Annotated in this window: 14 protein-coding genes and 1 riboswitch; of the genes, 6 read left to right on the forward strand and 8 right to left on the reverse strand. The window is 72.6% G+C overall.

The features are described from left to right. Window positions 1-60: 60 nt before the first annotated feature. Window positions 61-3798, reverse strand: coding sequence for a DUF5682 family protein (locus CPH93_RS13145; protein WP_096212951.1), 3738 nt, complete (start codon window positions 3796-3798; stop codon window positions 61-63). Then, window positions 3795-4949: an ATP-binding protein gene (locus tag CPH93_RS13150; protein ID WP_096212952.1), complete on the reverse strand. Its 1155-nt coding sequence runs from the start codon at window positions 4947-4949 to the stop codon at window positions 3795-3797. The genes CPH93_RS13145 and CPH93_RS13150 overlap by 4 nt, the downstream gene beginning before the upstream one ends. Before the next feature lie 168 nt (window positions 4950-5117). On the opposite strand from CPH93_RS13150, the gene CPH93_RS13155 reads away from it, so the two are divergent. Both CPH93_RS13155 and CPH93_RS13160 read left to right on the forward strand, forming a co-directional pair. After that, entirely contained in the window at window positions 5118-6521 is a 1404-nt protein-coding gene (locus tag CPH93_RS13155) for an SWIM zinc finger family protein (protein WP_096212953.1), read from the forward strand. A gap of 170 nt (window positions 6522-6691) precedes the next feature. Further along, a complete protein-coding gene (locus tag CPH93_RS13160) occupies window positions 6692-8506 on the forward strand; it encodes a DUF5691 domain-containing protein (protein WP_443031462.1) in 1815 nt (604 codons plus the stop codon). A 59-nt stretch (window positions 8507-8565) separates the two neighbouring features. Here the strand turns inward: CPH93_RS13160 and CPH93_RS13165 are convergent, their stop codons facing one another. After that, window positions 8566-9006, reverse strand: coding sequence for a cobalamin B12-binding domain-containing protein (locus tag CPH93_RS13165; protein ID WP_093484732.1), 441 nt, complete (start codon window positions 9004-9006; stop codon window positions 8566-8568). 423 nt (window positions 9007-9429) lie between these two features. On the opposite strand from CPH93_RS13165, the gene CPH93_RS13170 reads away from it, so the two are divergent. Then, the gene (locus tag CPH93_RS13170; RefSeq protein WP_096212954.1) at window positions 9430-10371 is read left to right on the forward strand and encodes an esterase/lipase family protein; all 942 of its coding nucleotides are present in this window, start codon (window positions 9430-9432) and stop codon (window positions 10369-10371) included. A 249-nt stretch (window positions 10372-10620) separates the two neighbouring features. Further along, window positions 10621-12519, forward strand: coding sequence for a M23 family metallopeptidase (locus CPH93_RS13175; RefSeq protein ID WP_096212955.1), 1899 nt, complete (start codon window positions 10621-10623; stop codon window positions 12517-12519). 21 nt (window positions 12520-12540) lie between these two features. Here CPH93_RS13175 and pcrA read toward each other — a convergent pair whose 3' ends face one another. Beyond that, window positions 12541-14982 (reverse strand): DNA helicase PcrA, encoded by a 2442-nt coding sequence (pcrA, locus tag CPH93_RS13180; RefSeq protein ID WP_096212956.1) that lies wholly within the window; start codon window positions 14980-14982, stop codon window positions 12541-12543. 300 nt (window positions 14983-15282) lie between these two features. Further along, window positions 15283-15452, forward strand: a riboswitch (cyclic di-AMP (ydaO/yuaA leader). Window positions 15453-15459: 7 nt separating this feature from the next. Between pcrA and CPH93_RS13185 the strand changes: the two genes are divergently transcribed. After that, window positions 15460-16605 carry a C40 family peptidase gene (locus CPH93_RS13185; RefSeq protein ID WP_173909805.1) on the forward strand — a complete coding sequence of 382 codons (1146 nt, stop codon included), beginning with the start codon at window positions 15460-15462 and terminating at the stop codon, window positions 16603-16605. 246 nt (window positions 16606-16851) lie between these two features. Here CPH93_RS13185 and CPH93_RS13190 read toward each other — a convergent pair whose 3' ends face one another. Then, on the reverse strand, window positions 16852-17205 hold the full coding sequence (locus tag CPH93_RS13190; protein ID WP_096212958.1) for a hypothetical protein: 354 nt from the start codon (window positions 17203-17205) through the stop codon (window positions 16852-16854). A 324-nt stretch (window positions 17206-17529) separates the two neighbouring features. Here CPH93_RS13190 and CPH93_RS13195 point away from each other — a divergent pair, with 324 nt between their 5' ends. Continuing rightward, complete coding sequence (locus CPH93_RS13195; RefSeq protein ID WP_231977309.1) at window positions 17530-18639, forward strand: C40 family peptidase; 1110 nt, start codon at window positions 17530-17532, stop codon at window positions 18637-18639. 112 nt (window positions 18640-18751) lie between these two features. Here CPH93_RS13195 and CPH93_RS13200 read toward each other — a convergent pair whose 3' ends face one another. The 3 genes from CPH93_RS13200 to CPH93_RS13210 form a co-directional block, all read right to left on the reverse strand. Further along, window positions 18752-19876 carry an alpha/beta hydrolase gene (locus CPH93_RS13200; protein WP_093649108.1) on the reverse strand — a complete coding sequence of 375 codons (1125 nt, stop codon included), beginning with the start codon at window positions 19874-19876 and terminating at the stop codon, window positions 18752-18754. Between the two features lie 193 nt (window positions 19877-20069). Continuing rightward, the gene (locus CPH93_RS13205) at window positions 20070-20783 is read right to left on the reverse strand and encodes a LuxR C-terminal-related transcriptional regulator (RefSeq protein WP_093489054.1); all 714 of its coding nucleotides are present in this window, start codon (window positions 20781-20783) and stop codon (window positions 20070-20072) included. Between the two features lie 89 nt (window positions 20784-20872). Next, window positions 20873-22171, reverse strand: a complete 1299-nt coding sequence (locus CPH93_RS13210) for an ATP-binding protein (protein ID WP_093484724.1) — start codon at window positions 22169-22171, stop codon at window positions 20873-20875. Window positions 22172-22330: the final 159 nt, after the last annotated feature.

The following is a 22330-nucleotide window of genomic DNA, read 5'->3' on the forward strand; positions in this document are numbered from 1 at the left end:
GCGATGCCCTGATCCTTGCATGAGCAGCCAGGTGCCACGCAAGTCCCCCCGGGCTACCTGTCACCGTTGCTCCGCCATGTCCGGTATGGGCAGCGGCCGTTTCTCCAGGGCGGCCGCCATCACGTCGGGGAACAGATCGGGCGTACAGGCGAACGCCGGTGCATCCAGGGCCGCGAGAGCCGCGGCGTGCTCACGGTCGTAGGCCGGTGCCCCCTCGTCGGACAGCGCGAGCAACGTCACGAACTGCACCCCGGACGCCTTCATCGCGGCGACCCGTTTGAGCATCTCGTCGCGGATACCGCCCTCGTAGAGGTCGCTGATGAGGACGACGACGGTTTCGGCGGGGCGGGTGATCCGGGACTGGCAGTAGGCGAGCGCGCGGTTGATGTCCGTGCCGCCGCCGAGCTGGGTGCCGAAGAGCACGTCGACCGGGTCGTCGAGTTGGTCCGTCAGATCGACCACCGCGGTGTCGAAGACGACCAGCCGGGTGTCGATGGCCCGCATGGAGGCCAGCACCGCGCCGAACACCGAGGCGTAGACGACCGAGGCGGCCATCGAACCGGACTGGTCGATGCAGAGCACCACTTCCTTCTTCATCGACTGCGCGGCCCGGCCATAGCCGATCAGGCGCTCGGGGACGACCGTGCGGTATTCGGGGAGGTAGTTCTTGAGGTTCGCCCGGATCGTGCGGTCCCAGTCGATGTCGCGGTGGCGCGGCCGGCTGATCCGCGCGGAGCGGTCCAGCGCCCCGGTGAGGGCGGCGCGGGTGCGGTTCGCCAGCTTCTTCTCCAGCTCTTCGACGACCTTGCGGACGACGGCGCGTGCGGATTCCTTGGCCGTCTCCGGCATCAGCCGGTTGAGCGAGAGCAGGGTCCCCACCAGATGGACGTCCGCCTCGACGGCCTCCAGCATCTCCGGCTCCAGCAGCAGCGCGGACAGCCCCAGCCGGTCGATGGCGTCACGCTGCATCACCTGCACCACGGAGGACGGGAAGTACGTCCGGATGTCGCCGAGCCAGCGCGCCACTCCGGGCGCCGAGGCCCCGAGCCCAGCCGAACGCCTGCCGCCGCCGGCCCTCTTGCCTCCGTCGCCGCTCTCCCGGCCGTAGAGCGAGGCCAGCGCCCCGTCCATCGCCGCATCCCGCCCCCGCAGCTCACACCCCGTACCGTCCGCGCCACCCCCACCGAGCACCAGCCGCCAGCGGCGTAGTCGTTCTTCCTCGGAGACGGGGGGCGGGGGCGAGGGCGAGAGGAAGGTCGGACCCGTCGCTCCGGTCGACTCGGCCGGACCAGCCGGCCCTGCCGCTCCACTCGGCTCGCTGGCGAAGCCCTGCTCTTCGATCCCCAGGAGCAGGCGCAGCGTGGGGAGTACGGCGGCGGCCCGGTCGCGGTCCAGGCCGGGGCCGAAGCCGGGTGCGGCGGGGGCCGCGTCGCCGGGCGGGCGGCGGGGCGTTGCCGTGGGGCCGCGGCGGATCAGTTCACCGAGGGTGCGCCGCACTCCGGGCTCGTACTCGGCGAAGGTTCTGCGCAGCAGCGGCAGCACGTCCGTGAACGCCGCGTCCGGCACCCCGGTCAGCCAGCCGTCGACCAGCGCGAGCAGCCGTTCGTCGTGGACCAGCAGCATGCCGCCGTCCCCGCCGCCGACGAAGCCCTCGACCCACCCGGCGGCATCGACGGGCGGGGTGCCCGGCGAGAGGGCCAGCCCCATCAGCCGCTCGGCTCCTTCCTCGCCCAACTCGCCGTCGTCCAGCAGCAGTCTGACGGCGCGGCCGCGGATCAGCCCCGGTACGGCGTCCCGTTCACTCACCGTGTGCAGCACTGCGGCCCACCGCGCCCGCAGGCTGTTGGGGGCGGGCCGCTCTCCGGGCTCCGGCCGGCCGAGGAGGCCGACGGCCTGATGGGTGGCGTCGAGATGGCCGCGCATGGCGGCGGCACCTTCGGCGTCCAGGCCAGCGCACGCCGGCGGCAGTCCGACGAAGACCCGCTCGGCCAGGCCCATGGCCACCTCGCGGAGCGCCGCGGACTCCGTGCCCCGGACATCGCCGTAGCGCACGGACCGGACGAGGGCGGGCAGCGCCTGGGCGAGATGGCCCACGTCCGCGTCGAGCGCCGCACGGTCGGACAGTGCCTGCATCACCACCGGGAGGGCGTCGGGGAGTCCGGCGAGCAGACAGCGCTCGGCGAGCGCCGTCACCCCGGCGAGCGTGGCCGCCCCGGAGGCCTCGGACGCCTCCGACGCCTCGGCAACCGCCTTGGCGGTGGCGGCCGAGAGCACCGTCGTACCCCAGATGCCGGCCTCCGCGACCCGCACCGAGAGTTCGGGTTCCCAGCGCAGCCGCCAGGTCTCCCGGAAGGTGCCGGTGCTGCTTCGGGAGTGGGCGGGCTCTCCCCAGGGGATGCCGAGCAGTCGCAGCCGGTGCAGCAGGCGGCTGCGCGCGGCGTCGGTCTCCTTGCGCAGATCCAGCTCCAATTCCCGTTCCAAGGCCTCCGGTGTGAGCCGGAGCGTGCGCCGGGTGCGGGCGAGGTCCCGTTGCAGCGGCACCGCGGGGGCGTCCTCCGGGACCTCGCCCAGCACCTCACCGACCACCAGCCGGTCGTGGATCAGCGAGGACGGGGCGTCGGAGCCGTCGCCCATGACGGCCCGGATCGCGTCGTCCAGCTCCGTCAGGCCGGCCAGCGGGCGGCCGCGCACCGTGGCCAGCCCCTCGGCGAGCCGCACCGCCTCGATGACATGCGCCGACGAGACGGCGTAGTCCTCCTCCCGGAGCAGCCCGGCGACCTTGGTCAGCCAGCGTTCCACGGGGCGGTCGGGGGCGCTGAAGAGATGGCCGTACCAGCCGGGCGAGGCGATGCCGGCGCCGTAACCGCTGTGCCGGGACAGCCGCCGGTGTGTCCAGGGCACCCAGGTGACCGTCGCCTTCACCTTCGGCAGGCCCTTGAGCAGCTGCCGGTCGGCGGCCATGGTGGTGCGCTGTGCCAGGGCCGGGACGTGCCAGGCTCCGCACACCACGGCGATGTGGTCCCCGAACTCCTTGCGCGCGGCCCGCAGCCGCAGCCGCATATGGGCCTCGCGCACCGGATCACGGTCATGGCCGCCGTCGCCGTAGGTCTCCCGCAGCGCGCCCATTGCCTCGGCTAGCGCCGCGAACGGGGCGGCGGCGTCCGCATCGGGCCCTCCCCCGCTCTCGGCGCCGCTCCGTCGGGAGGAGGTCCCCCCGCCCCCGCGGTGCTCGACCACGTCCTCCCACCAGCGCTCGGGATCGTCGTACCCGGCCGCCTCGGCCAGCACCCGGACCGGATCGACCCGCACATCGGCCGGGGTGCCCGGTTCCTTCTCAGGTCCGTCGCCGCCGGGCGTCTCCCCTTCCGCCTGCTCCCCCTCGGGCTGCTCACCGCCGGACTTCTCCGCGCCCGGCTGCTCCCCCTCGGGCTCCTCCCCGCCGGACGTCTGCCCTTCCGGCTGCTCCCCGTCCTCCCCCATAGCCAGGGAGTGGGCCGCGGGCAGATCGATGAAGCGGACGGGGACGCCACGCTCCAGAGCCCAGCGCATCGCGACCCACTCCGGGGAGAACTCGGCCAGCGGCCAGAACGCCGCGCGGCTGGGGTCGTCCTGCGCATGGGCGAGCAGCGCGACCGGCGGCCTCATCTCCTCCCGGGCGGCGAACGGGACCAGCTCGTCCGCCTCCGGCGGTCCCTCGATCAGGACCGCGGCGGGGGTGTACTGCTCCAGGGCGGCGCGCACCGCCCGTGCCGATCCGGGGCCGTGGTGCCGCACCCCGAGCAGCAGCGGCCCGGTCATGCGCTCACCTCACGGCAGGCGCGGTAGAAGTCCTTCCACCCGTCGCGCTCACGCACCACCGTTTCGAGGTACTCCTGCCATACGACCCGGTCCGCGGCCGGGTCGCGGACCACAGCGCCCAGGATGCCCGCGGCCACGTCCCCGGAGCGCAGCACGCCGTCCCCGAAGTGGGTGGCCAGCGCCAGGCCGTTGGTCACCACCGAGATGGCCTCGGCCGTGGAGAGGGTGCCGGAGGGTGACTTGAGCTTGGTCCGGCCGTCGGCGGTGGTGCCGGAGCGCAGCTCACGGAAGACCGTGACGACCCGGCGGATCTCGTCCAGCCCCTCCGGCCCGGCCGGGAGGTCCAGCGAGCGTCCGATCTGCTCGACCCGGCGCGAGACGATGTCCACCTCTTCGTCGGGGGTCGCGGGCAGCGGCAGCACGACGGTGTTGAAGCGGCGGCGCAGGGCACTGGAGAGTTCGTTGACCCCGCGGTCGCGGTCGTTGGCGGTGGCGATCAGATTGAAGCCGCGGACGGCCTGTACCTCCTGCCCCAACTCGGGGATCGGCAGGGCCTTTTCCGACAGGACCGTGATGAGCGTGTCCTGTACGTCGGCGGGGATCCGGGTCAGCTCCTCGACCCGCGCGGTCATGCCCTGCGCCATCGCGCGCATCACCGGGCTGGGCACCAGCGCCTCGCGGCTGGGGCCGTTCGCGAGCAGCTGGGCGTAGTTCCAGCCGTAGCGGATCGCCTCCTCAGGAGTGCCGGCCGTGCCCTGGACCAGCAGGGTGGAATCGCCGCTGACGGCCGCCGCCAGATGCTCGGACACCCAGGTCTTCGCGGTGCCGGGCACGCCGAGCAGGAGCAGTGCGCGGTCCGTGGCGAGAGTGGTCACGGCGACCTCGACGATCCGGCGCGGGCCGACGTATTTCGGTGTGATGACCGTGCCGTCCGCGAGTGTGCCGCCGAGCAGATAGGTGGCGACGGCCCACGGCGAGAGCCGCCAGCGCTCCGGCCGCGGCCGGTCGTCGGCCGCCGCGAGGGCCGCGAGCTCCGCCGCGAAGCTGTCCTCGGCATGCGGCCGCAGCACCACGCCGCCCGCGGCTTCCAGGGTCGTCCCGCCCGCCGGACTCTTCGTATCGTCCGCCGTCCTGAAGCTGTTCCCGGACATGTTTCCCCCTCGTCCTCACGTCTGCGGCCGGCACCGCGAAACCCGCTGCGGCCGCTTGCGGAATCAAGCCTGCACCAGACCACTGACAAAGCCCCGAAAACCGGCGCTGGCCTGCGAGTTCGGCACGGCCTGGCGAGATTGTCAGTGGCGCGTCGTAGCGTCGGAGACATGAATCCGCAGGGGGAACGCTGGACGACGGATCAGGTGCTCGCGCTGGCGCCTGACGAGGCATCATGCAAGGCGGGCGGCAAGCTCGCGGCGCCCGGGCCGTGGTCGGAAACGGGCGCGGACGGGGCCGCGGTGTGGGGACAGTGCAAGGGCAGCGGCAAGAAGCCGTACCAGACCGTGATCGACCTCAACGGCCCGGCCTTCACGTGCAGTTGCCCGAGCCGTAAATTTCCGTGCAAGCACGCGCTCGGGCTGTTGCTGCTCTGGGCGGGCGGCGACGGCGATCGGGCGGTGACGGCCGGGGAGCCTGCCCCGTGGGCGGTCGAGTGGCTGGCCGGGCGCCGCGAGCGCGCCGGGCGGACAGCGGGTGCGCCCCCGGGCGGGGGCGCGGCGTCGCGTGCGCCCGCCGACCCGGAGGCCGCCGAGCGGCGGGCCGCCCGCCGGATGCAGCGGATCGGCGCCGGAGCCATGGAACTGGAGCAGCGCCTGGAGGATCTTCTCCAGTCCGGCCTGGCCTCGGCCGGACGTACCGGTGGGGGTGATTCTCATCCGGGCGGATCCGGGAGCGCGGGCGGCTCCTGGGACGAGACGGCCGCCCGTATGGTCGACGCCCAGGCACCCGGCCTCGCCGCGCGGGTACGGGAGTTGGGCTCGGTGGTCGCGTCCGGCGCCGACTGGCCGGCCCGGCTGCTGGAGGAGTGCGCGCTGCTGCACCTCCTCGATCAGGGGTTCCTGGGCCTCGACCGGCTTCCGGCCCCGCTCGCGGCGACGGTCCGCTCCCGTGTCGGACTCACCACCGAGGCGGCGGAACTGCTGACCGGCCCCGATGCGGCAACGGTCCGGGACCGCTGGCTGGTGCTCGCTCAACAGGACAGCAACGACGGGAAGTTGCTCACCCGCAGAATCTTTCTCCGGGGCGAGCGCACCGGCCGGATGGCCCTGCATCTGTCGTTCGGAGGCTCCCACCGCCCGCTGGACCTGGCCCTGCCGCCCGGTCTGGTCCTCGACGCGGACCTCGCCTACTACCCCGGCGCCCGCCCGCTGCGTGCGGCCCTGGGCGAGCGGCACGCCCCGGCGGCCCCCGGACCGGTGCCACCCGGCTGCGGCATCGATGCCGCGCTGACCGCGTACGGCGATGCACTGCGCGACGACCCCTGGCTGGATTCCTGGCCGGTGGTGCTCACCGACGTCACGTCCATACCGGGCCGCGACGGGGCGCCCTGGCAACTGGCCGATGCGGACGGGGAGTCGGCGCTGCCGCTGGACCCGCGCTCTTCCGGCCGGGCGAGCCGGTGGCAGCTGGCCGCCATATCGGGCGGGGCGCCGGTCACGGTCTTCGGCGAATGCGGTCACCGCGGCTTTCTGCCGCTGACCGTCTGGGACCCCACCCCGGTGTCCCTGTGACCCGGCCCCCGGCTTCGCCCGCCCCGGCTCCCCGCCCTCCGCGCAAGCCGCCCACCACCGACGCCTGGAAGACCTGAAAGGCCTGAAAGAGGGGGATGACGAGCATGACGAGCACCACGACCATCATGAGCAACACCAGCAGCACGAGCGGCACCAGCGGCACGAGCGACATGAGCGGCACCAGCAGCACCTCGCCCACTTCACCCACCCCGCTCCCTTCGCCCGCCCCGCCTGCTTCGTCCGCCCCACCGCCCACATCCACCTCCCCCACATCCGCCTCCTCCGCAGCCGCCTCCCCCGGCCCGGCCACCCCGGCCGACTGGTCCGCCCTCGTGAGCGCCGCGCTCCTCGGGACCGAGCGCCGGTCCCCGCCGGTGGCGATGCGGTCCGGGCAGGGCGGTGCGGCCGCGCTCCTGGATGCGGCCGCGGTGAGCACGGTGCGCCGCCGCGCCGCGCTACGCCCCGCGCCGGCCGGCGAGCGGCCCGCCCCGGCCCCGGCCGATCCGCGGCCCCCGCTGCCGCCCGCGGCCCGTCGCCGGCTCTCCCTGCTGCTCGCCGACCGCGGCGGCGCCGGAGGCAGCAGCCGCCGGGGGACGGCCCCCGACCTCACCGAACTGCTCCCCCAGTGGCTGGCCGCCGCCGACGGATACGGCTATCGCGCCCCGGAGGCACTGCTTCCGGAGCTGCTCGACGCCGCCCGGGCCCGTACGGATCTGCGGCCCGCCGCGCTGGCGCTGGCGGGACCGCGCGCCCTGTGGCTGGCGCGGCTCAACGACGAATGGAAGTTCGCGCTCCGCGGGATCGGCGGCCCGGCCGGGTTCCCCCTCGGTGACGGTCCCGAGGGCGTACGGCAGCAGTGGGAGGAGGGCCTGTTCGCGGAGCGGGTCGCCCTGTTGACCGCGCTGCGCCGGCACGACCCGCCGGCCGGCCTGGCGCTGCTGGCCACGACCTGGTCCACGGAGCGGGCCGAGGACCGCCTGATGTTCCTCGACTCGCTGCGCGAGGACCTCTCGGCGGCAGATGAGCCCTTCCTCGAACGGGCGCTGTCCGACCGCAGCCGCAATGTCCGCGCCACGGCCGCCGAGTTCCTCTCCACCCTGCCGGCCTCCGCGTTCGCGGCCCGTATGGCCAAGCGTGCGCACGCCTGCATCGGCCTGGACCGTACGTCGGGCAGCACGAGAATCGCGGTGGAGGCGCCGCACGAGTGCGACGCGGCGATGCAACGGGACGGCGTGGCTCCCAAGCCGCCCTCCGGGCGGGGCGAACGGTCCTGGTGGCTGGGCCAGTTGGTGGAGGCAACGCCGCTGGACAGCTGGCGCGAGCGCTTCGGGGGCCGGGAGCCGGCGGCGATCGTCGCGCTGCCGGTGGCGGACGACTGGCGGACGGAACTGCACGATGGCTGGTGCCGGGCCGCGGTGCGCCAGCAGAGCGCCGACTGGGCGCGGGCCCTGCTGGGTGCGCCGGGCGCGCCGCCCCAGGCCGCCGAGGTCTCACCGGCCGGCTCGTCGCGGGATCTGACGAAGCTGCTGGCCGTGCTGCCCGCGGACGAACGGGCCCGGTGGGTGGCGGAGTTCATCGCGGCGCACGGTTTGTCGGACGCCTTCCGGATGCTCGGGGTGTGCGCGGTCCCCTGGGCGGAGCCGCTGGGCCGCGCCGTCGTCGATGCGCTGGACATCGCCCGGGACGCGGGCAGCTACCCCTGGAGCTTCAGCGGGGTGATGGGCCTGGCCGAGCGCTGTCTGGACCCGGCGGCCGCAGACCGTCTCGACATGCTCACCGCCGTCACGGACGAGCCGGAGGGCGCCTCACCGGGCTCCGGCGGCTACTGGTCCGAGGCCTTCCAGCGCCTGGTCGGCACCCTGCGCCTGCGCGCCACGATGCGTGCCGAACTCACGCCGCCGCCCGGACTCACGCCGCCGCCCGCCGCCCCCGCGCCGGCCGGGGAGACCGGGGAAGCCGGGGAGACCGGCCGGAGGACGCCATGACCCGCCGCGCCCCGGCCGCCCCAGAGGGTGTCCGCGTGGTGCACGTGCCCGGCGCCGCCTCAGACCGCCAGCGAGCGCACGTTCGCCTGGACCCACTCCACGATCGAGGCGGTCGTCGCGCCCGGCGTGAAGATCTCCGCGACGCCCTGTGCCTTGAGCGGCGGGATGTCGGCCTCGGGGATGATGCCACCGCCGAAGACCTTGATGTCCGCCGCGTCACGTTCCTCCAGGAGGGCGATGACCTTCGCGAAGAGGGTGTTGTGGGCGCCGGAGAGGATGGACAGCCCGATCGCGTCGGCGTCCTCCTGGATCGCGGTGTCGACGATCTGCTCCGGGGTCTGGTGCAGCCCGGTGTAGATCACCTCCATACCGGCGTCGCGCAGCGCCCGCGCGATGACCTTGGCACCCCGGTCGTGCCCGTCCAGGCCCGGCTTGGCCACCACCACACGGATCGGCCCCGACCTTCCCCCGTGCCTGAACGGCCCGGGAGGTACCCCCATCGCGCCCTGGCTCCCCGCTTGCGCCCCGTCCTGCCGAGCCACACCCATCACTGCCTCCAAGCCATGCACGGCACTGTGGTGCCGCCGAGCCGACAATCGATCGCGCGACCGCGATCCGGCGGCCACGAGCGTGAACGAACGTTATCGCCAGCATCCCGTACCCAGCCGTTTCGTGACATCCGGGGAGGGGGAAATCACACCTGGGACACGTTCGCTATGCGCCGCGTTCCACGTGTCGTTACGCCACGGCCTCGTGGCGCAGCGCACGCGGGCCGGGCGCACGGGGAGCCGCAGCCGAACCACCGCGCCGCCGGGCGCGCATCAGGGCGGGCCACGCCGCAGGCCCGCCGTCGCTGCGCATGGCTTCCCACGAGGGCATACGGGGGTCACAGTCGCCTCCCGCGTGCCGTTCGGGAGGTCGGCATGCAGGCCCTGCCCTTTCTCTCCGCACCCCTTCTGCTCGCGCGCCTTCTTGCCGCACCGCTCCAGTACGCGCGCCGGCTCCCCACCCGCACCTCTCCTCTTCTTCTCCGCAGCACGGTCGTCGACCTGGCGGTGCTCGCCGCCCATCTGCTGCTCTATCCGACCGGTATGTCCCAGGAACGCCCCGCACCACCCCCGGCCGCCGAACCTCCCGACGGGCTCCGGACAGACGGGCGCCTGACATCGAAGGTCCCGCAGCCTGCCGTCGCCGCGCCCACGCTGCTGCCGACCGAGGGCCGCGCGCATCCGCCGGTCCTCCTGCTCCATGGCTTCATCGACAACCGCTCCGTCTTCGTCCTGCTGCGCCGCTCACTGCACCGGCACGGCTGGTGCCATGTCGAGGCGCTCAACTACTCCCCGCTGACCTGCGATCTCCGCAAGGCCGCCGAGTTGCTCGGCCGTCATGTGGCGGAGGTGTGCGCGCGGACCGGTCACCGCCGGGTGGACATCGTGGGCCACAGCCTCGGCGGCCTCATCGCCCGCTATTACGTCCAGCGGCTCGGCGGCGATGCCCATGTCCGCACGCTGGTCACGCTCGGCACCCCGCACTCCGGCACCCGTATCGCGCCCCTGATGTCGGCGCACCCGATCGTCCGGCAGATGCGGCCCGATTCCGAGGTGATCGCGGAGTTGTCGCTTCCGGCACCGAATTGCCGCACCCGATTCGTGGCCTTCTGGAGTGAGGCGGACCAGGTGATGATTCCGGCCACGACGGCCAGAATCGATCACCCGGATGTGATCGCCGACAATGTGCATGTCGCCGGTGTCGGACATCTCGCCCTGCCGGTCAACGCCACCGTCGCCGCCGGAATACGCACGGCACTGGCATCGGCGGAGGAGGCGGAAGGAGAAGGAGCGGCGGACACCATTTCGGTGGCCTGACCCGAGCCCGTACCGAGAGTCCCCACTGCCGCCTCGTGCGACGCATCAGCGGCGTCCCGCGGGCGACACGATCTTGTCGTGTTGTCGAACAAACCTCGAACGAGGCGCCAAGAGCTGGCATGGGACCGCCGAAAGGCGGCCAAATGCCCGGTCTGGCCGAGCGTAAAACCAGTTGAAGATTGTCGCCATCGCATACCGCCGGGTACAGTCGCCGCTAATTCTCCTGCTGCCGAGGCGAAAGAGAAGTTGGTGAACGACCGTCACCCATCGGAGGCTCAGCCTTCGACCGGCTCTGCTTCCGACGCCTCGTATGCGCACTATCCGGCCTACGACTCCTACGCGCAGCAGTCCCCGGCCGGCACCGCCCAATACGGCGACGGCGACCCGCTCTTCGGCTCGCTCCCCGGCTCGTACGAAACCGGCATGTACGACACCGGCACCTATGGCACCGGGATGTACGACACCGGCGCCTACGACACGGGTGCGTACGGGATGAGTGCGTACGGCACGGGCACCTTCCACACCGGCGCTTATGGCGGCGGGGCCTGTTCCACGGACGGCGGCCAGGCCGGCGACGCCTACGGCACCGGCGCGTACCCCACGATGCAGTGGGACACCGGCTCCTATGACACCGGCGCCTATGCCGTCGCCGACCCGCAGGCGGCCGCCGGGGGCTACGACCCGTACGCGCACACCGCCTACGAGCAGCCGGCGCAGGACACCACCGGTTACTCCTCCTCGTCCGCGTACGACACGGGCGGGTACGAAACCGCCGGATACGAGACGACGGCGTACGAAGCCACCTCTTACGGGTACGGCGGGTTCGACACCGGAAGCTTTTCCACCGGCGGCTGCGACACCGGCAGTTACGCGACCGGCAGTTATGACAGCGGTAGTTACGACACCGGCAGTTACGCCACCGGCGCTTACGAGACGGCCGAGACCTTCGAGAGCACCGGCGGCTTCGACGCCCTCAGCCGGCAGGCCACCGCGCTCCAGGAGACCGCGAGCTACGAGGCCACGGCGATCTGGTCGACCACCGACCAGGGCCTGATCGCCGGCATCCCGGCGCAGGCCGGCCCGCCCGCGGCCGAGACCGCCCCCTGGGACAACACCCCGTGGGACGAAACCGCGCCCTTCGACACAGCGCCCTTCGAGGCCGCACACCCTGGGAGCGACCGGCACGGCAGCGGCCCGTACGAGTCCGACGGCTACGACGGGTACGACACCGGACGCCACGGCACGGACGGCAATTCCCCCGTCGGCGCCGGTGACACCGAGGAGCACGGCGAGCTGGGCGACGCCGCCGCCGTGGCGGACGCCATGACACAGGCCATGCCGATCCCCGTCCCGGCCGACGCCCCCGCCGGCCGCCGGGCCGCCGGGCCGGAAGCCGGGAAGGCCGCCCGCGGCCGGGGCCGGCGGCGCCCGGTGAAGCGGTCGGCGCTGCTGACCGTCGCCGTCCCCTCGGTCGCCGCCATGGGCGTCTGCGCCGTGGCCGCCGCGTCCGTCGCCCACTTCGGCGGGGACGACAAGGCCGAGGCGACCGCGCAGGCCGCGTCCGACGCGGGGGCCGTCAAACCGTCCGCGGCCAACAGCAAGCTCGACACCCAGCTCGCCGGACTCAGCGCCAGCGCGGACGACTTCCGCGACCGGGCCAGCCGTACCCAGGAGCGGATCGACCTCAAGGAGCGCCAGGCGCTGGACCGCAAGCGCAAGGCGGAGGCGGCGGCCCGCAAGGAGGCCATGCGCCCCAAGTACGTGCTGCCGGTGACCCAGCACGGGCTGAGCGCCACCTTCGGCCAGGCCGGCGTCAACTGGATGTCCGTGCACACCGGCATCGACTTCCCGGTCAGCTACGGCACTCCGGTCATGTCCGCGACCGACGGCACCATCCGCACCCAGTGGAACTCCGCCTACGGCAACATGGCGATCGTGACGGCGCCCGACGGCACCGAGACGTGGTACTGCCATCTGAGCAGCACCAAGATCCGCTCCGGGCAGGTCAAGGCCGGTGACCGGATTGCCTATTCGGGCAACTCCGGCAACTCCACCGGACCGCATCTGCACTTCGAGGTGCGCCCGGGCGGCGGCGCGGCGGTGGACCCGCAGCCGTGGCTGCGCGACCACGGCCTCAACCCGAACTGACCGCCCCCCGCACGGCCTGCGTTACAGCTTCTCCACCGGCGCATACCGCAGCAGCAGCCGCTTGGGCTTCTCGCCGCCGAAGTCGATGGTCGCCTCGGCGTTGTCGCCGCTGCCCTTGACGCCCACGACCGTGCCGAGCCCGAAGCTGTCGTGGGTGACGCGGTCGCCGATGGCCAGCGCGACCACCGGGCGGTCCTTGGTGCGGCGGGTGGCGAAGCCGCTCGGGCCCTTGCCGCGCGACGACAGGGCGGAGCCGAGGCCGCCACCGCCCGACAGCGCGCCCATCGACGCGGACGGCGTCGCCTGGCCGGTCCGCTTCCACTCGACGTACTCGCCCGGGATCTCCTCCAGGAACCGGGAGGGCGGGTTGTACGAGGGCTGGCCCCAGGCGCTGCGCATCGTCGAGCGGGTGACATAGAGGCGCTCGCGGGCGCGGGTGATGCCGACGTAGGCCAGCCGGCGCTCCTCCTCCAGCTCCTTGGTCTGGCCCAGCGCGCGCATGTGCGGGAAGACGCCGTCCTCCATGCCGGTCAGGAAGACCACCGGGAATTCCAGGCCCTTGGCGGTGTGCAGCGTCATGAGGGTGATGACGCCGCTGCCCTCCTCGTCCTCGTCCGGGATCTGGTCGGAGTCGGCGACCAGTGCGACCTGCTCCAGGAAGTCGGCGAGGGTGCCAGGGTTCTCTTCGCCGCGGTCCTGCTCGAATTCCAGGGCCACGGCGGCGAGTTCCTGAAGGTTCTCGATCCGGGTCTCGTCCTGCGGGTCGGTGGAGGCCTGGAGCTCGGCGAGGTAGCCCGTACGCTCCAGGACCGCTTCCAGGACGGTGGCGGGACCGGCGCCGGACTCGACGATGGTGCGCAGCTCCTCCATGAGGACGTTGAAGCGCTTGACGGCGTTGGCGGAGCGGGCCGCCATGCCGTACGCCTCGTCGACCCGGCGCAGCGCCTGCGGGAAGGTGATCTTCTCGCGGAGCGACAGGGCGTCGATCATCGCCTCGGCGCGGTCGCCGATGCCGCGCTTGGGGACGTTCAGGATGCGGCGCAGCGGGACGGTGTCCTCGGGGTTGGCGAGCACCCGCAGATAGGCGAGGACGTCGCGGACCTCCTTGCGCTCGTAGAAGCGCACGCCGCCGACGACCTTGTAGGGCAGCCCGACCCGGATGAAGATCTCCTCGAAGACCCGGGACTGGGCGTTGGTGCGGTAGAAGACGGCGACATCGCCGGCCCTGGCGTCCCCGGCGTCCGTCAGGCGGTCGATCTCGTCGGCGACGAACTGCGCCTCGTCGTGCTCGGTGTCGGCGACGTAGCCGGTGATCCCGGGGCCGCTGCCGGCGTCCGTCCAGAGGTTCTTGGGGCGGCGGTTCTCGTTGCGCTCGATGACGGCGTTGGCGGCGGACAGGATCGTCTGCGAGGAGCGGTAGTTCTGCTCCAGCAGGATCGTGGTCGCGTCGGGGTAGTCCTCCTCGAACTGGAGGATGTTGCGGATGGTGGCGCCGCGGAAGGCGTAGATCGACTGGTCGGCGTCACCGACGACGCACAGCTCGGCCGCGGATTCGGCGGGGCCGACCAGCTCGCGGACGAGGGTGTACTGGGCGTGGTTGGTGTCCTGGTACTCGTCGACGAGGACATGGCGGAAGCGGCGGCGGTAGTGCTCGGCGACATCGGGGAAGGCCTGGAGCAGATGGACCGTCGTCATGATGATGTCGTCGAAGTCCAGGGCGTTGGCCTCGCGCAGCCGCGACTGGTACATCGCGTACGCCTCGGCCAGCGTCTTCTCAAAACCGTCGGACGCCGTCCCGGCGAAGGTCTCCTCGTCGATGAGCTCGTTCTTGAGGTTGGAGATCTTCGCGCTGAAGGACTTGGGCGGGTAGCGCTTGGGGTCCAGATCCAGATCGCGGCAGACCAGGGCCATCAGGCGCTTGGAGTCGGCGGCGTCGTAGATCGAGAAGGACGAGGTGAAGCCCAGTTTCTTGGACTCGCGGCGCAGGATGCGGACGCAGGCGCTGTGGAAGGTGGAGACCCACATGGCGTTCGCCCGGGGGCCGACGAGCTCCTCGACGCGCTCCTTCATCTCGCCCGCGGCCTTGTTGGTGAAGGTGATCGCGAGGATCTGGCCGGGGTGGACATGGCGCTCGGCCAGCAGATGAGCGATGCGGTGGGTGAGCACCCGGGTCTTGCCGGAGCCGGCGCCGGCGACGATCAGCAGCGGGCCGCCGGTGTGCACCACGGCGGCCTTCTGCTCGTCGTTGAGGCCTTCGAGCAGCGCGGCGGGGTCGACGGCGGGGCGGGCGGCGCCGTCGCGGTAGTACGTCTCCCGGGGGCCGGGCGCGTCGTATTTCCCGCCGAAGAGGTCGTCGGGGATCTCCTCGGGGGCCGGCTCGTGCTCGTCCTCGGGAGGCGGCGGGGGCTCCTCGCCCTTGTGGCCGAGGTCCGCCAGGAAGCTGTCGTCAAAGAGGCTGCTCATCGCCCACCGAGTCTAGGCCGCCGCACTGACAGCCCGCCGCGGAGTGCCGATTGTCGGCGGAATTCGGGGCTCGCGGGGCGGTCCGCGGGTCGGGGGGCCGGGTCCGGGGCAGCCCGGGCGCGCGTCGTCTACCCGAATCCGACATCTGCCACAACAACCCCCGGATCGCGTTCAGGTCACAAAAAGGTTTCGGGCATATCGAACATCAGCCTTCACAGGAGCCACACGAGTTGGCTAACGTCCTCGCTCAGGCAGCCCGCCTCCCCGCGTACGACAGCGTCCGCACGGGCCGCCGCGCCGAGTCCGGCCCTGCCTCACGGCACCCGGAGCCGGGGACCCACCAGCACCACCGGGGTGAATCGATCCGTACGGCCGTCTCAGGCGGACGTCAGGACCGTAGGGCAAGCCTTCCGTCATCGACACCGCCCGAACCCGACAGCTAACCCGGTAGGCGGTCCACGGAAGGAGTTGCCGGCCTTGGCGTCCCATCGCAAGCCGCGCACCAGCGTCCTCGCCTCGCCCGGAGGCCGCCGTACGGCTGCCGGGCTCACCACCGCGGCCCTCGCGTCGGTCACCCTGCTCTCGCAGTCCGCCGACGCGGCCCCCCGAGCGCCCAAGCCCACCATCGAAGAGGTCAAGAAGAAGGTCGACGACCTCTACCACCAGGCCGAGCTGGCCACCGAGAAGTACAACGGGGCCAAGGAGCGCGCCGACGCACAGCGCCACACCGTCGACGGGCTGCTCAATGCCGCCGCCAAGCGTGCCGAGCAGATGAACCGGTCCCGGCACCAGCTGGGCATGTTCGCCTCGGCGCAGTACCGCACCGGTGGGATGAACCCGACGGCGCAGCTGATGCTCGCCAAGGACCCGCAGCAGTTCTTCGACCGCAGCCACCTCATGGAGCGGCTGACCGGCCGGCAGAAGCAGGCCGTCACCGACTACCAGGAGCAGGCGGCCGCCGCGGCGCACCAGCGGGTCAAGGCGACCGACAGCCTGGAGCAGCTGCAGAAGTCCCAGGCCTCCCTCAAGGAGTCCAAGCGCTCCGTCCAGGACAAGCTGTCCGAGGCCCGTCAGCTGCTGTCCCGGCTGACCGCCCAGGAGAAGGCGCGGCTGGCCGCGCTGGAGCGCCAGAAGGAGGCGGCCGCCAAGCGCAAGGCCGAGGAGGAGGCGCGCAGGCAGCAGGAGCGCGAGCGCCAGCGGCAGCAGGACGGCGGCGGTTCGACGGGCGGCCAGACCGGTGGCGGGACCGGCAGCTCGACCGGCGACTCGTCCTCCACCAAGGCCGAGCAGGCGCTCGCCTTCGCCCGCGCGCAGATCGGCAAGCCGTACGTCTGGGGCGCCACCGGCCCCAGCTCCTACGACTGCTCGGGCCTGACGCAGGCGGCGTGGAAGGCGGCCGGCGTCACGCTGCCGCGGACCACCTGGGACCAGGTCAAGGTCGGCCAGCGAGTGGCCACCAAGGATCTGCAACCCGGTGACCTGGTCTTCTTCTTCGACGACATCAGCCACGTCGGGATGTACATAGGCGGCGGCAAGATGATCCACGCGCCGCACCCGGGCGCCAGCGTCCGGGAGGAATCGATCTACTACATGCCGATCTACGGGAGCGTCCGCCCGGGCTGAGGCCCAGTGCCCTGCGCTCCCCCACGGAACCACCCCCCACGGTCACCCCCCACACGCCACCGCGCGGCCGTCGCCTCCGAATACGGAGTGCGAGGACCGCGCGGTGTGCTGTTGTGGGGCGGTGGTCCGCTTGCCCGGAATCCCGGGGCGCCGCTCAGGTCCGGACCGGGACGCCGGGCAGGTCCGGACCGGGGCGCCGGGCAGGTCCGGACCGGGGCGCCGCTCAGACTCGAACCGGGGCGCCGCTCAGGTCCAGAGCACCGCGATGAAGATGTTGGCCATCGTCAGCGCACCGACCGCGCCGAAGAGCGGCTTGGCGATCGTCTCCTCGTCCCGCTTGACGTAGACCAGCGCGAGGATCACCACCAGCACGGCCATCTTGATGCCGATCTTGAGGGTGTTGACGTGGTGGCCCTGGGCCTCGTTGAGGCCGACCAGCGCGACGCCGGTGACCAGCATCGTCAGCGCGCCGTGCAGCATGGCCGGCACGAAGCGGGCGGTGCCCGCGCCCATCGCCTTCATCTGGGTCATGAAGCCGCCGAGCAGGGCGGCGATGCCGATGATGTGCAGGCCGACGAAGAGATTGATTACTACGTCCATAGTGCGGGATCGTAGCCGCCGCATAGCACGGCCCTGCGGGCAGGGCGCCCACAATCGTCGCTTCGGTCAGGCCGGACCGGTACCGGCCGTGCAGCCGCCGACGGCACGGTCATCCGCACACCGGCACCGGTCGAAAGCGAACAATGCCGGGCAATCGGACTCCCCGGCGCGACACCCAGGCTTAGCGTCCTCCTCCAGGCGGTCGACTCCCCGCCTTCGCCGGCCCCCCACCGGCGTCCTGTCGGCCGCCTCGCCGCGAGGTGCGGCGGCGGTTCGTTGCCCCCGTGACGGACCGCCGCCGGCCCCCGGCTCGAAGGGAAGGAAGTGACGGCCACCGTGGCCTCGCACCGCAAGCCCAGGCAGCATCCGCTCGCCTCGCTGACCGGCGGCACCCGCACCGCCCGTACCGCCGCCACACTGGCACTCGCCGGTGCCGCCACCGCCACCGTCTTCGACGGCACCGGCCAGGCCGCATCCCCGCCCACCCCCGCCCAGGTCAAGGGCCGGATCAACGCGCTGTACCAGGAGGCAGAGGTGGCCACCCAGAACTACAACGGTGCGAAGGAAGCCGCCGGCACCGCACGCCAGGAGCTGAGCAGGCTGCAGGACGAGGCCGCCCGCCGGACCCAGAAGCTCAACGCCGCCCGCACCGAGCTGGGCGCCCTGGCCGCGAGCCAGTACCGCTCCGGCGGGGTGGACCCGACCGTACGGCTGCTGCTCTCCGCGGACCCGCAGCGCTATCTGGACGGCGCCGCGGTGCTGGAGCGTGCGGGCAGTCATCAGGCGACCGCGGTGGCCGGTTACGCGCGCCGGCTCGGCAGCGTACGGCAGGTCCGGCAGCGGGCCGAGGAGACCGCGGAGCGGCTGGCGGCCACCGAGGCCACGCTGAAGAAGCACCGGGTCACGGTCGTCCACAAGCTGGACGCCGCCGAGCAGTTGCTGAGCCGGCTGACCGCCGAGCAGCGGCAGCGGATGGCGGGACGGGACGGTGCCGGTACGGCTCGTGCGGACCGGGGGGCGCGCGGGGACGGCCCTCTCGACGGGATCCTCCACGGCTCAGGGGCCGCCGCGGCCGCCGCCCCCAACCCCCGTGCCGCGCGGGCCGTTTCCTTCGCCTACGCCGCGCTGGGCAAGCCGTACGTCTGGGGCGCGACGGGCCCCTCCGCGTACGACTGCTCGGGGCTGACCCAGGCCGCCTGGAAGTCCGGCGGCGTCGCGCTGCCGCGGACCACCTACACCCAGATCAGCTCCGGGCCGCGCATCGACCGGTCCCAACTCGCCCCCGGTGACCTGGTGTTCTTCTACTCCGGCATCAGCCATGTGGGGCTCTACATCGGGGGCGGCAAGATGATCCACGCACCGCATCCGGGGGCGCCGGTACGGATCGCGCCGATCGACCAGATGCCGTTCGCGGCGGCGACCCGGCCGGGTTAGGACCCGGCCGGGGGGCTGCCGGGCTCAGGTTGCCCGCGCCGGCCTGGCCGGCTCGGGACTGCCGGCGGCGGCCCGCCCGGCGCAGGGGCTTGGGCGCGGGCCGGGCGGAGCATTACGCCCGGAGGTACATCCCCAGCCAGCGGAAGATCTCCGGTACCTGGTGGCGCCATACGACCATGGTGTGACCGCCCGCGTTCGCCGGGATCAGCTGGACGGTCACCGTCGTCGGACGCTTCGCGAGCCCGCGCAGACCGATGCCGGCCTGGTAGCCGTCGCCCGCCGCGCCCGACACGTACAGCGCGGTCCGCGGCGGCTTCCCTGCCGCGTTGGCGGACTTCAGGATGTGCATCGGGTTGGACTCGATGCGCAGCTTGGGGTCCTTGCCGGCGAGCGAATCGCGTTCCAGCGCCGGGTCGTTGTAGCCGGACATGGCGACGCCGGCGCGGTAGCGGTCCGGGTGGGACAGCGCGAGCTTGGCGGCGCAGTGCGCGCCGGCCGAGTAGCCGGCCAGGGCCCAGGAGTCCGGCTTGTCGCCGGCCCGGAAGTTGTCGATGACCATCTTGCGCACGTCGACGGTCAGCCAGCTGTCGGCGTTGACCTGCCCGGGGACGTTGACGCATCCGGTGTCCGCGCCGGCGAGGAGATCGGTGCGCGGCGCCACCAGGATGGCCGGTTTGACCAGGCCGCGCTGCATCAGCGGCTGGAGCTGTTCGGCCGCGTGGATCGAGCCGAACCAGGACTTCGCCGAGCCGGGGTAGCCGGGCAGCAGCTCGACCACCGGGAACTTCTTGTTCCGGTAGGCCGGGTCGTTGTACTGCGGCGGAAGCCAGACGTACACCTCGCCGATGACCCCGGATATCCGGCCCTTGAGGTCGGTCATCTGCACACCGGGGCCCACCCTGGGGTCGTCGGCCGGGCGGAACCGCTGGAGCTGCTTGGGCTCGTTCTTGATCTGCTGGCCGCCCATACCGTCGGGGCCGAGGTCCTTCGCGGCCGCGACATGGCTGTCGGTGCCGAGCAGATCGCCCCAGGTGTCATAGAGATTGTTGGCGTTGTTGACCAGGACGAAGACCACGGTGATGGCGGTGACCTGGGCGAACAGCAGCATCAGCAGCCGCGCGAGGCCGCGCACCAGGGGCGGCCCGGCTATCCGGCCCCACAGGGCGAGCGGCAGCACGACGGCGACAATCAACAGCGTGATCGAGGTGAGAAAGAAGGGCGTGCCCGTCAGGCTCATCGGGTCTCGCTTCCAGGACAGCTACGCGAAGGATGGGGATGGTTCCGGCCCCGCCTTCGGCAGTGAGCCTCTCCGCGCCCTTAGATGGTGATCCGCGCAGTCCTGGTTGCCCGTCTTTGGTGCTTCTTTACACCCTCGTCATCCCCTCATCAAATACCCGCCGCTCCCCGGCTCCCGCGCCGGGGACCGCAGGTCAGACCAGTCGCCGGGCCGCCGCCCAGCGCGTCAGCTCATGGCGGTTGGAGAGCTGGAGCTTGCGCAGCACCGCGGAGACATGGGACTCGACCGTCTTCACGGAGATGAACAGCTGCTTGGCGATCTCCTTGTACGCATAGCCGCGGGCGATCAGCCGGAGGACCTCCCGCTCGCGCTGGGTGAGACGGTCGAGGTCCTCGTCGATCGGCGGGGCGTCCGTCGAGGCGAAGGCGTCCAGGACGAAGCCGGCCAGCCGTGGCGAGAAGACCGCATCGCCGTCGGCGACCCGGAAGACCGCGTCGACCAGGTCCGTACCCGTGATCGTCTTGGTGACATAGCCGCGGGCTCCGCCGCGGATGACGCCGATGACGTCCTCGGCCGCATCGGAGACGGAGAGCGCGAGGAAGCGGACCGGGCGCTCGGCGTCGGCCATCAGCGCGGCGCTGCGGCGCAGCACCTCGACGCCGCCGCCCCCGGGGAGATGGACGTCCAGGAGGACGACCTCGGGGCGGGTGGTGGTGATGACCGTGACCGCCTGGTCGACATCGGCGGCCTCGCCGACCACCTCGACGCCGGTGCGCCCCGTCTCACCGATCTCCGCCTGGACGCCCGTACGGAACATCCGGTGGTCGTCGACCAGCACGACCCGTACGGTCCGGTCGCCGGCCGCCTCGCGGCCGGTCCCGTCCTGCTGTGCGCCCTCGCTGGTCATCTCTTCCGCCCGTCCCTCGGTGTCTGCCCCGTCATCATCCCGTGCGCCGGCCCGCGGTGTCGCCACCGGCCGCCCCCGGCCCGGCGCCGTCATGCGTCGTGCTCCTCGGCCGCGCGTTCCATTTCCAGCTCGACGACCGTGCCGCCCTCCGGAGCGGAGCGCAGCCGGGCCGTCCCGCCGTTGCGCTCCATCCGTCCGATGATGGACTCCCGTACGCCCATCCGGTCCTCGGGGACCGCGTCCAGGTCGAATCCGGGGCCGCGGTCGCGTACCGAGACGAAGACCGTGCGGCCCTCCACCTCGGCGAACACCTGCACCGCGCCGCCCTCGCCACCGTACTTGGCGGCATTGACCATCGCCTCGCGTGCGGCCTGCATCTGGGCGCCGAGCGCCTCGTCCAGCGGGCAGTCACCGACGACCACGACCTCGATGGGGACGCCGTGGTGGTCCTCGACCTCGGCGGCGGCCTTGCGGACCGCCTCCGCCACCGTGGCCGGCTCCTCGTCCTCCTCCTTGCCGCGGCCCTCGGGCTTGTAGAGCCAGGCGCGCAGTTCGCGCTCCTGGGCACGGGCCAGCCGCGCCACCTCCCGGGGGTCGTCGGCGTTGCGCTGGATCAGGGTGAGGGTGTGCAGGACCGAGTCATGGACATGGGCGGCCACTTCGGCGCGCTCCTGGGCACGGATGCGCATCAGCCGCTCCTCGGAGAGGTCCTGGGTCATCCGGACGAGATAGGGGCCCGCCAGCAGCGCGATGCCGACGACGACGGCGAGGGAGGCCTGCAGCACCGAGCCGAGATGGCGCACCGATCCCTGCAGCACGACGATGATGGTCACCCCGACGCAGACCAGCAGCACACCGGCCGCGCCGCGCAGCACGGGCAGCACGCCCTTGCGGCGGCCCAGCTCCAGCCACTGGGCGCGGCGGGAGTTGTCCGCCTGACGCCACACCAGGGCGACGCCGGCGCCGATCAGCAGCACCGGCCAGACATAGCCGTCGGCCCGGCCCAGCTGGAACCGGGAGGCGACGATCGAGGCGCCGATGAGCAGCGCGATCAGCGCGAAGACCTGGCCCCGGTCGGGCTTGTGCCGCGGCAGGCGGCGCTTCCCGTCGGCCGCGGCGGGGTGCCGGTGCTCCACGCCGCCGACGCCCAGCGGGACGAAGAACCAGAACGCGGCATACAGCAGGGCGCCCATGCCGTCGGCCATGAACAGGGCCACGAACACGATCCGCACCCAGGAGACCGGCAGCCCGAGATGCCCCGCCAGACCGCGCGCGACACCGCCGAGCAGCCGCCCGTCGGCGCTGCGGTACAGCTTTCGCACGGGCGGGTCATCCGGGTCCGGCGCCGGGGCGTATCCCGTCTCGGCGCGGGGTGGGGCGGTGGTCATGTCCCCGATCGTCACACGACGCCGCGGCGCGGGGCATCAGGGACGACCCTGAAGCCGTCCCTGAACTTTCACCGGGTGGGCCCGGGGGCGGATCGGGAGCCCCGGGGCCGGACATGGCGGCCGGAGCCGAAGCGGGCCGCTGCCCCGGGCCCGGTGCCG

The sequence above is a fragment of the Streptomyces sp. 2323.1 genome (genome assembly GCF_900221035.1).
In the GTDB taxonomy this organism is placed as follows: domain Bacteria; phylum Actinomycetota; class Actinomycetes; order Streptomycetales; family Streptomycetaceae; genus Streptomyces; species Streptomyces sioyaensis.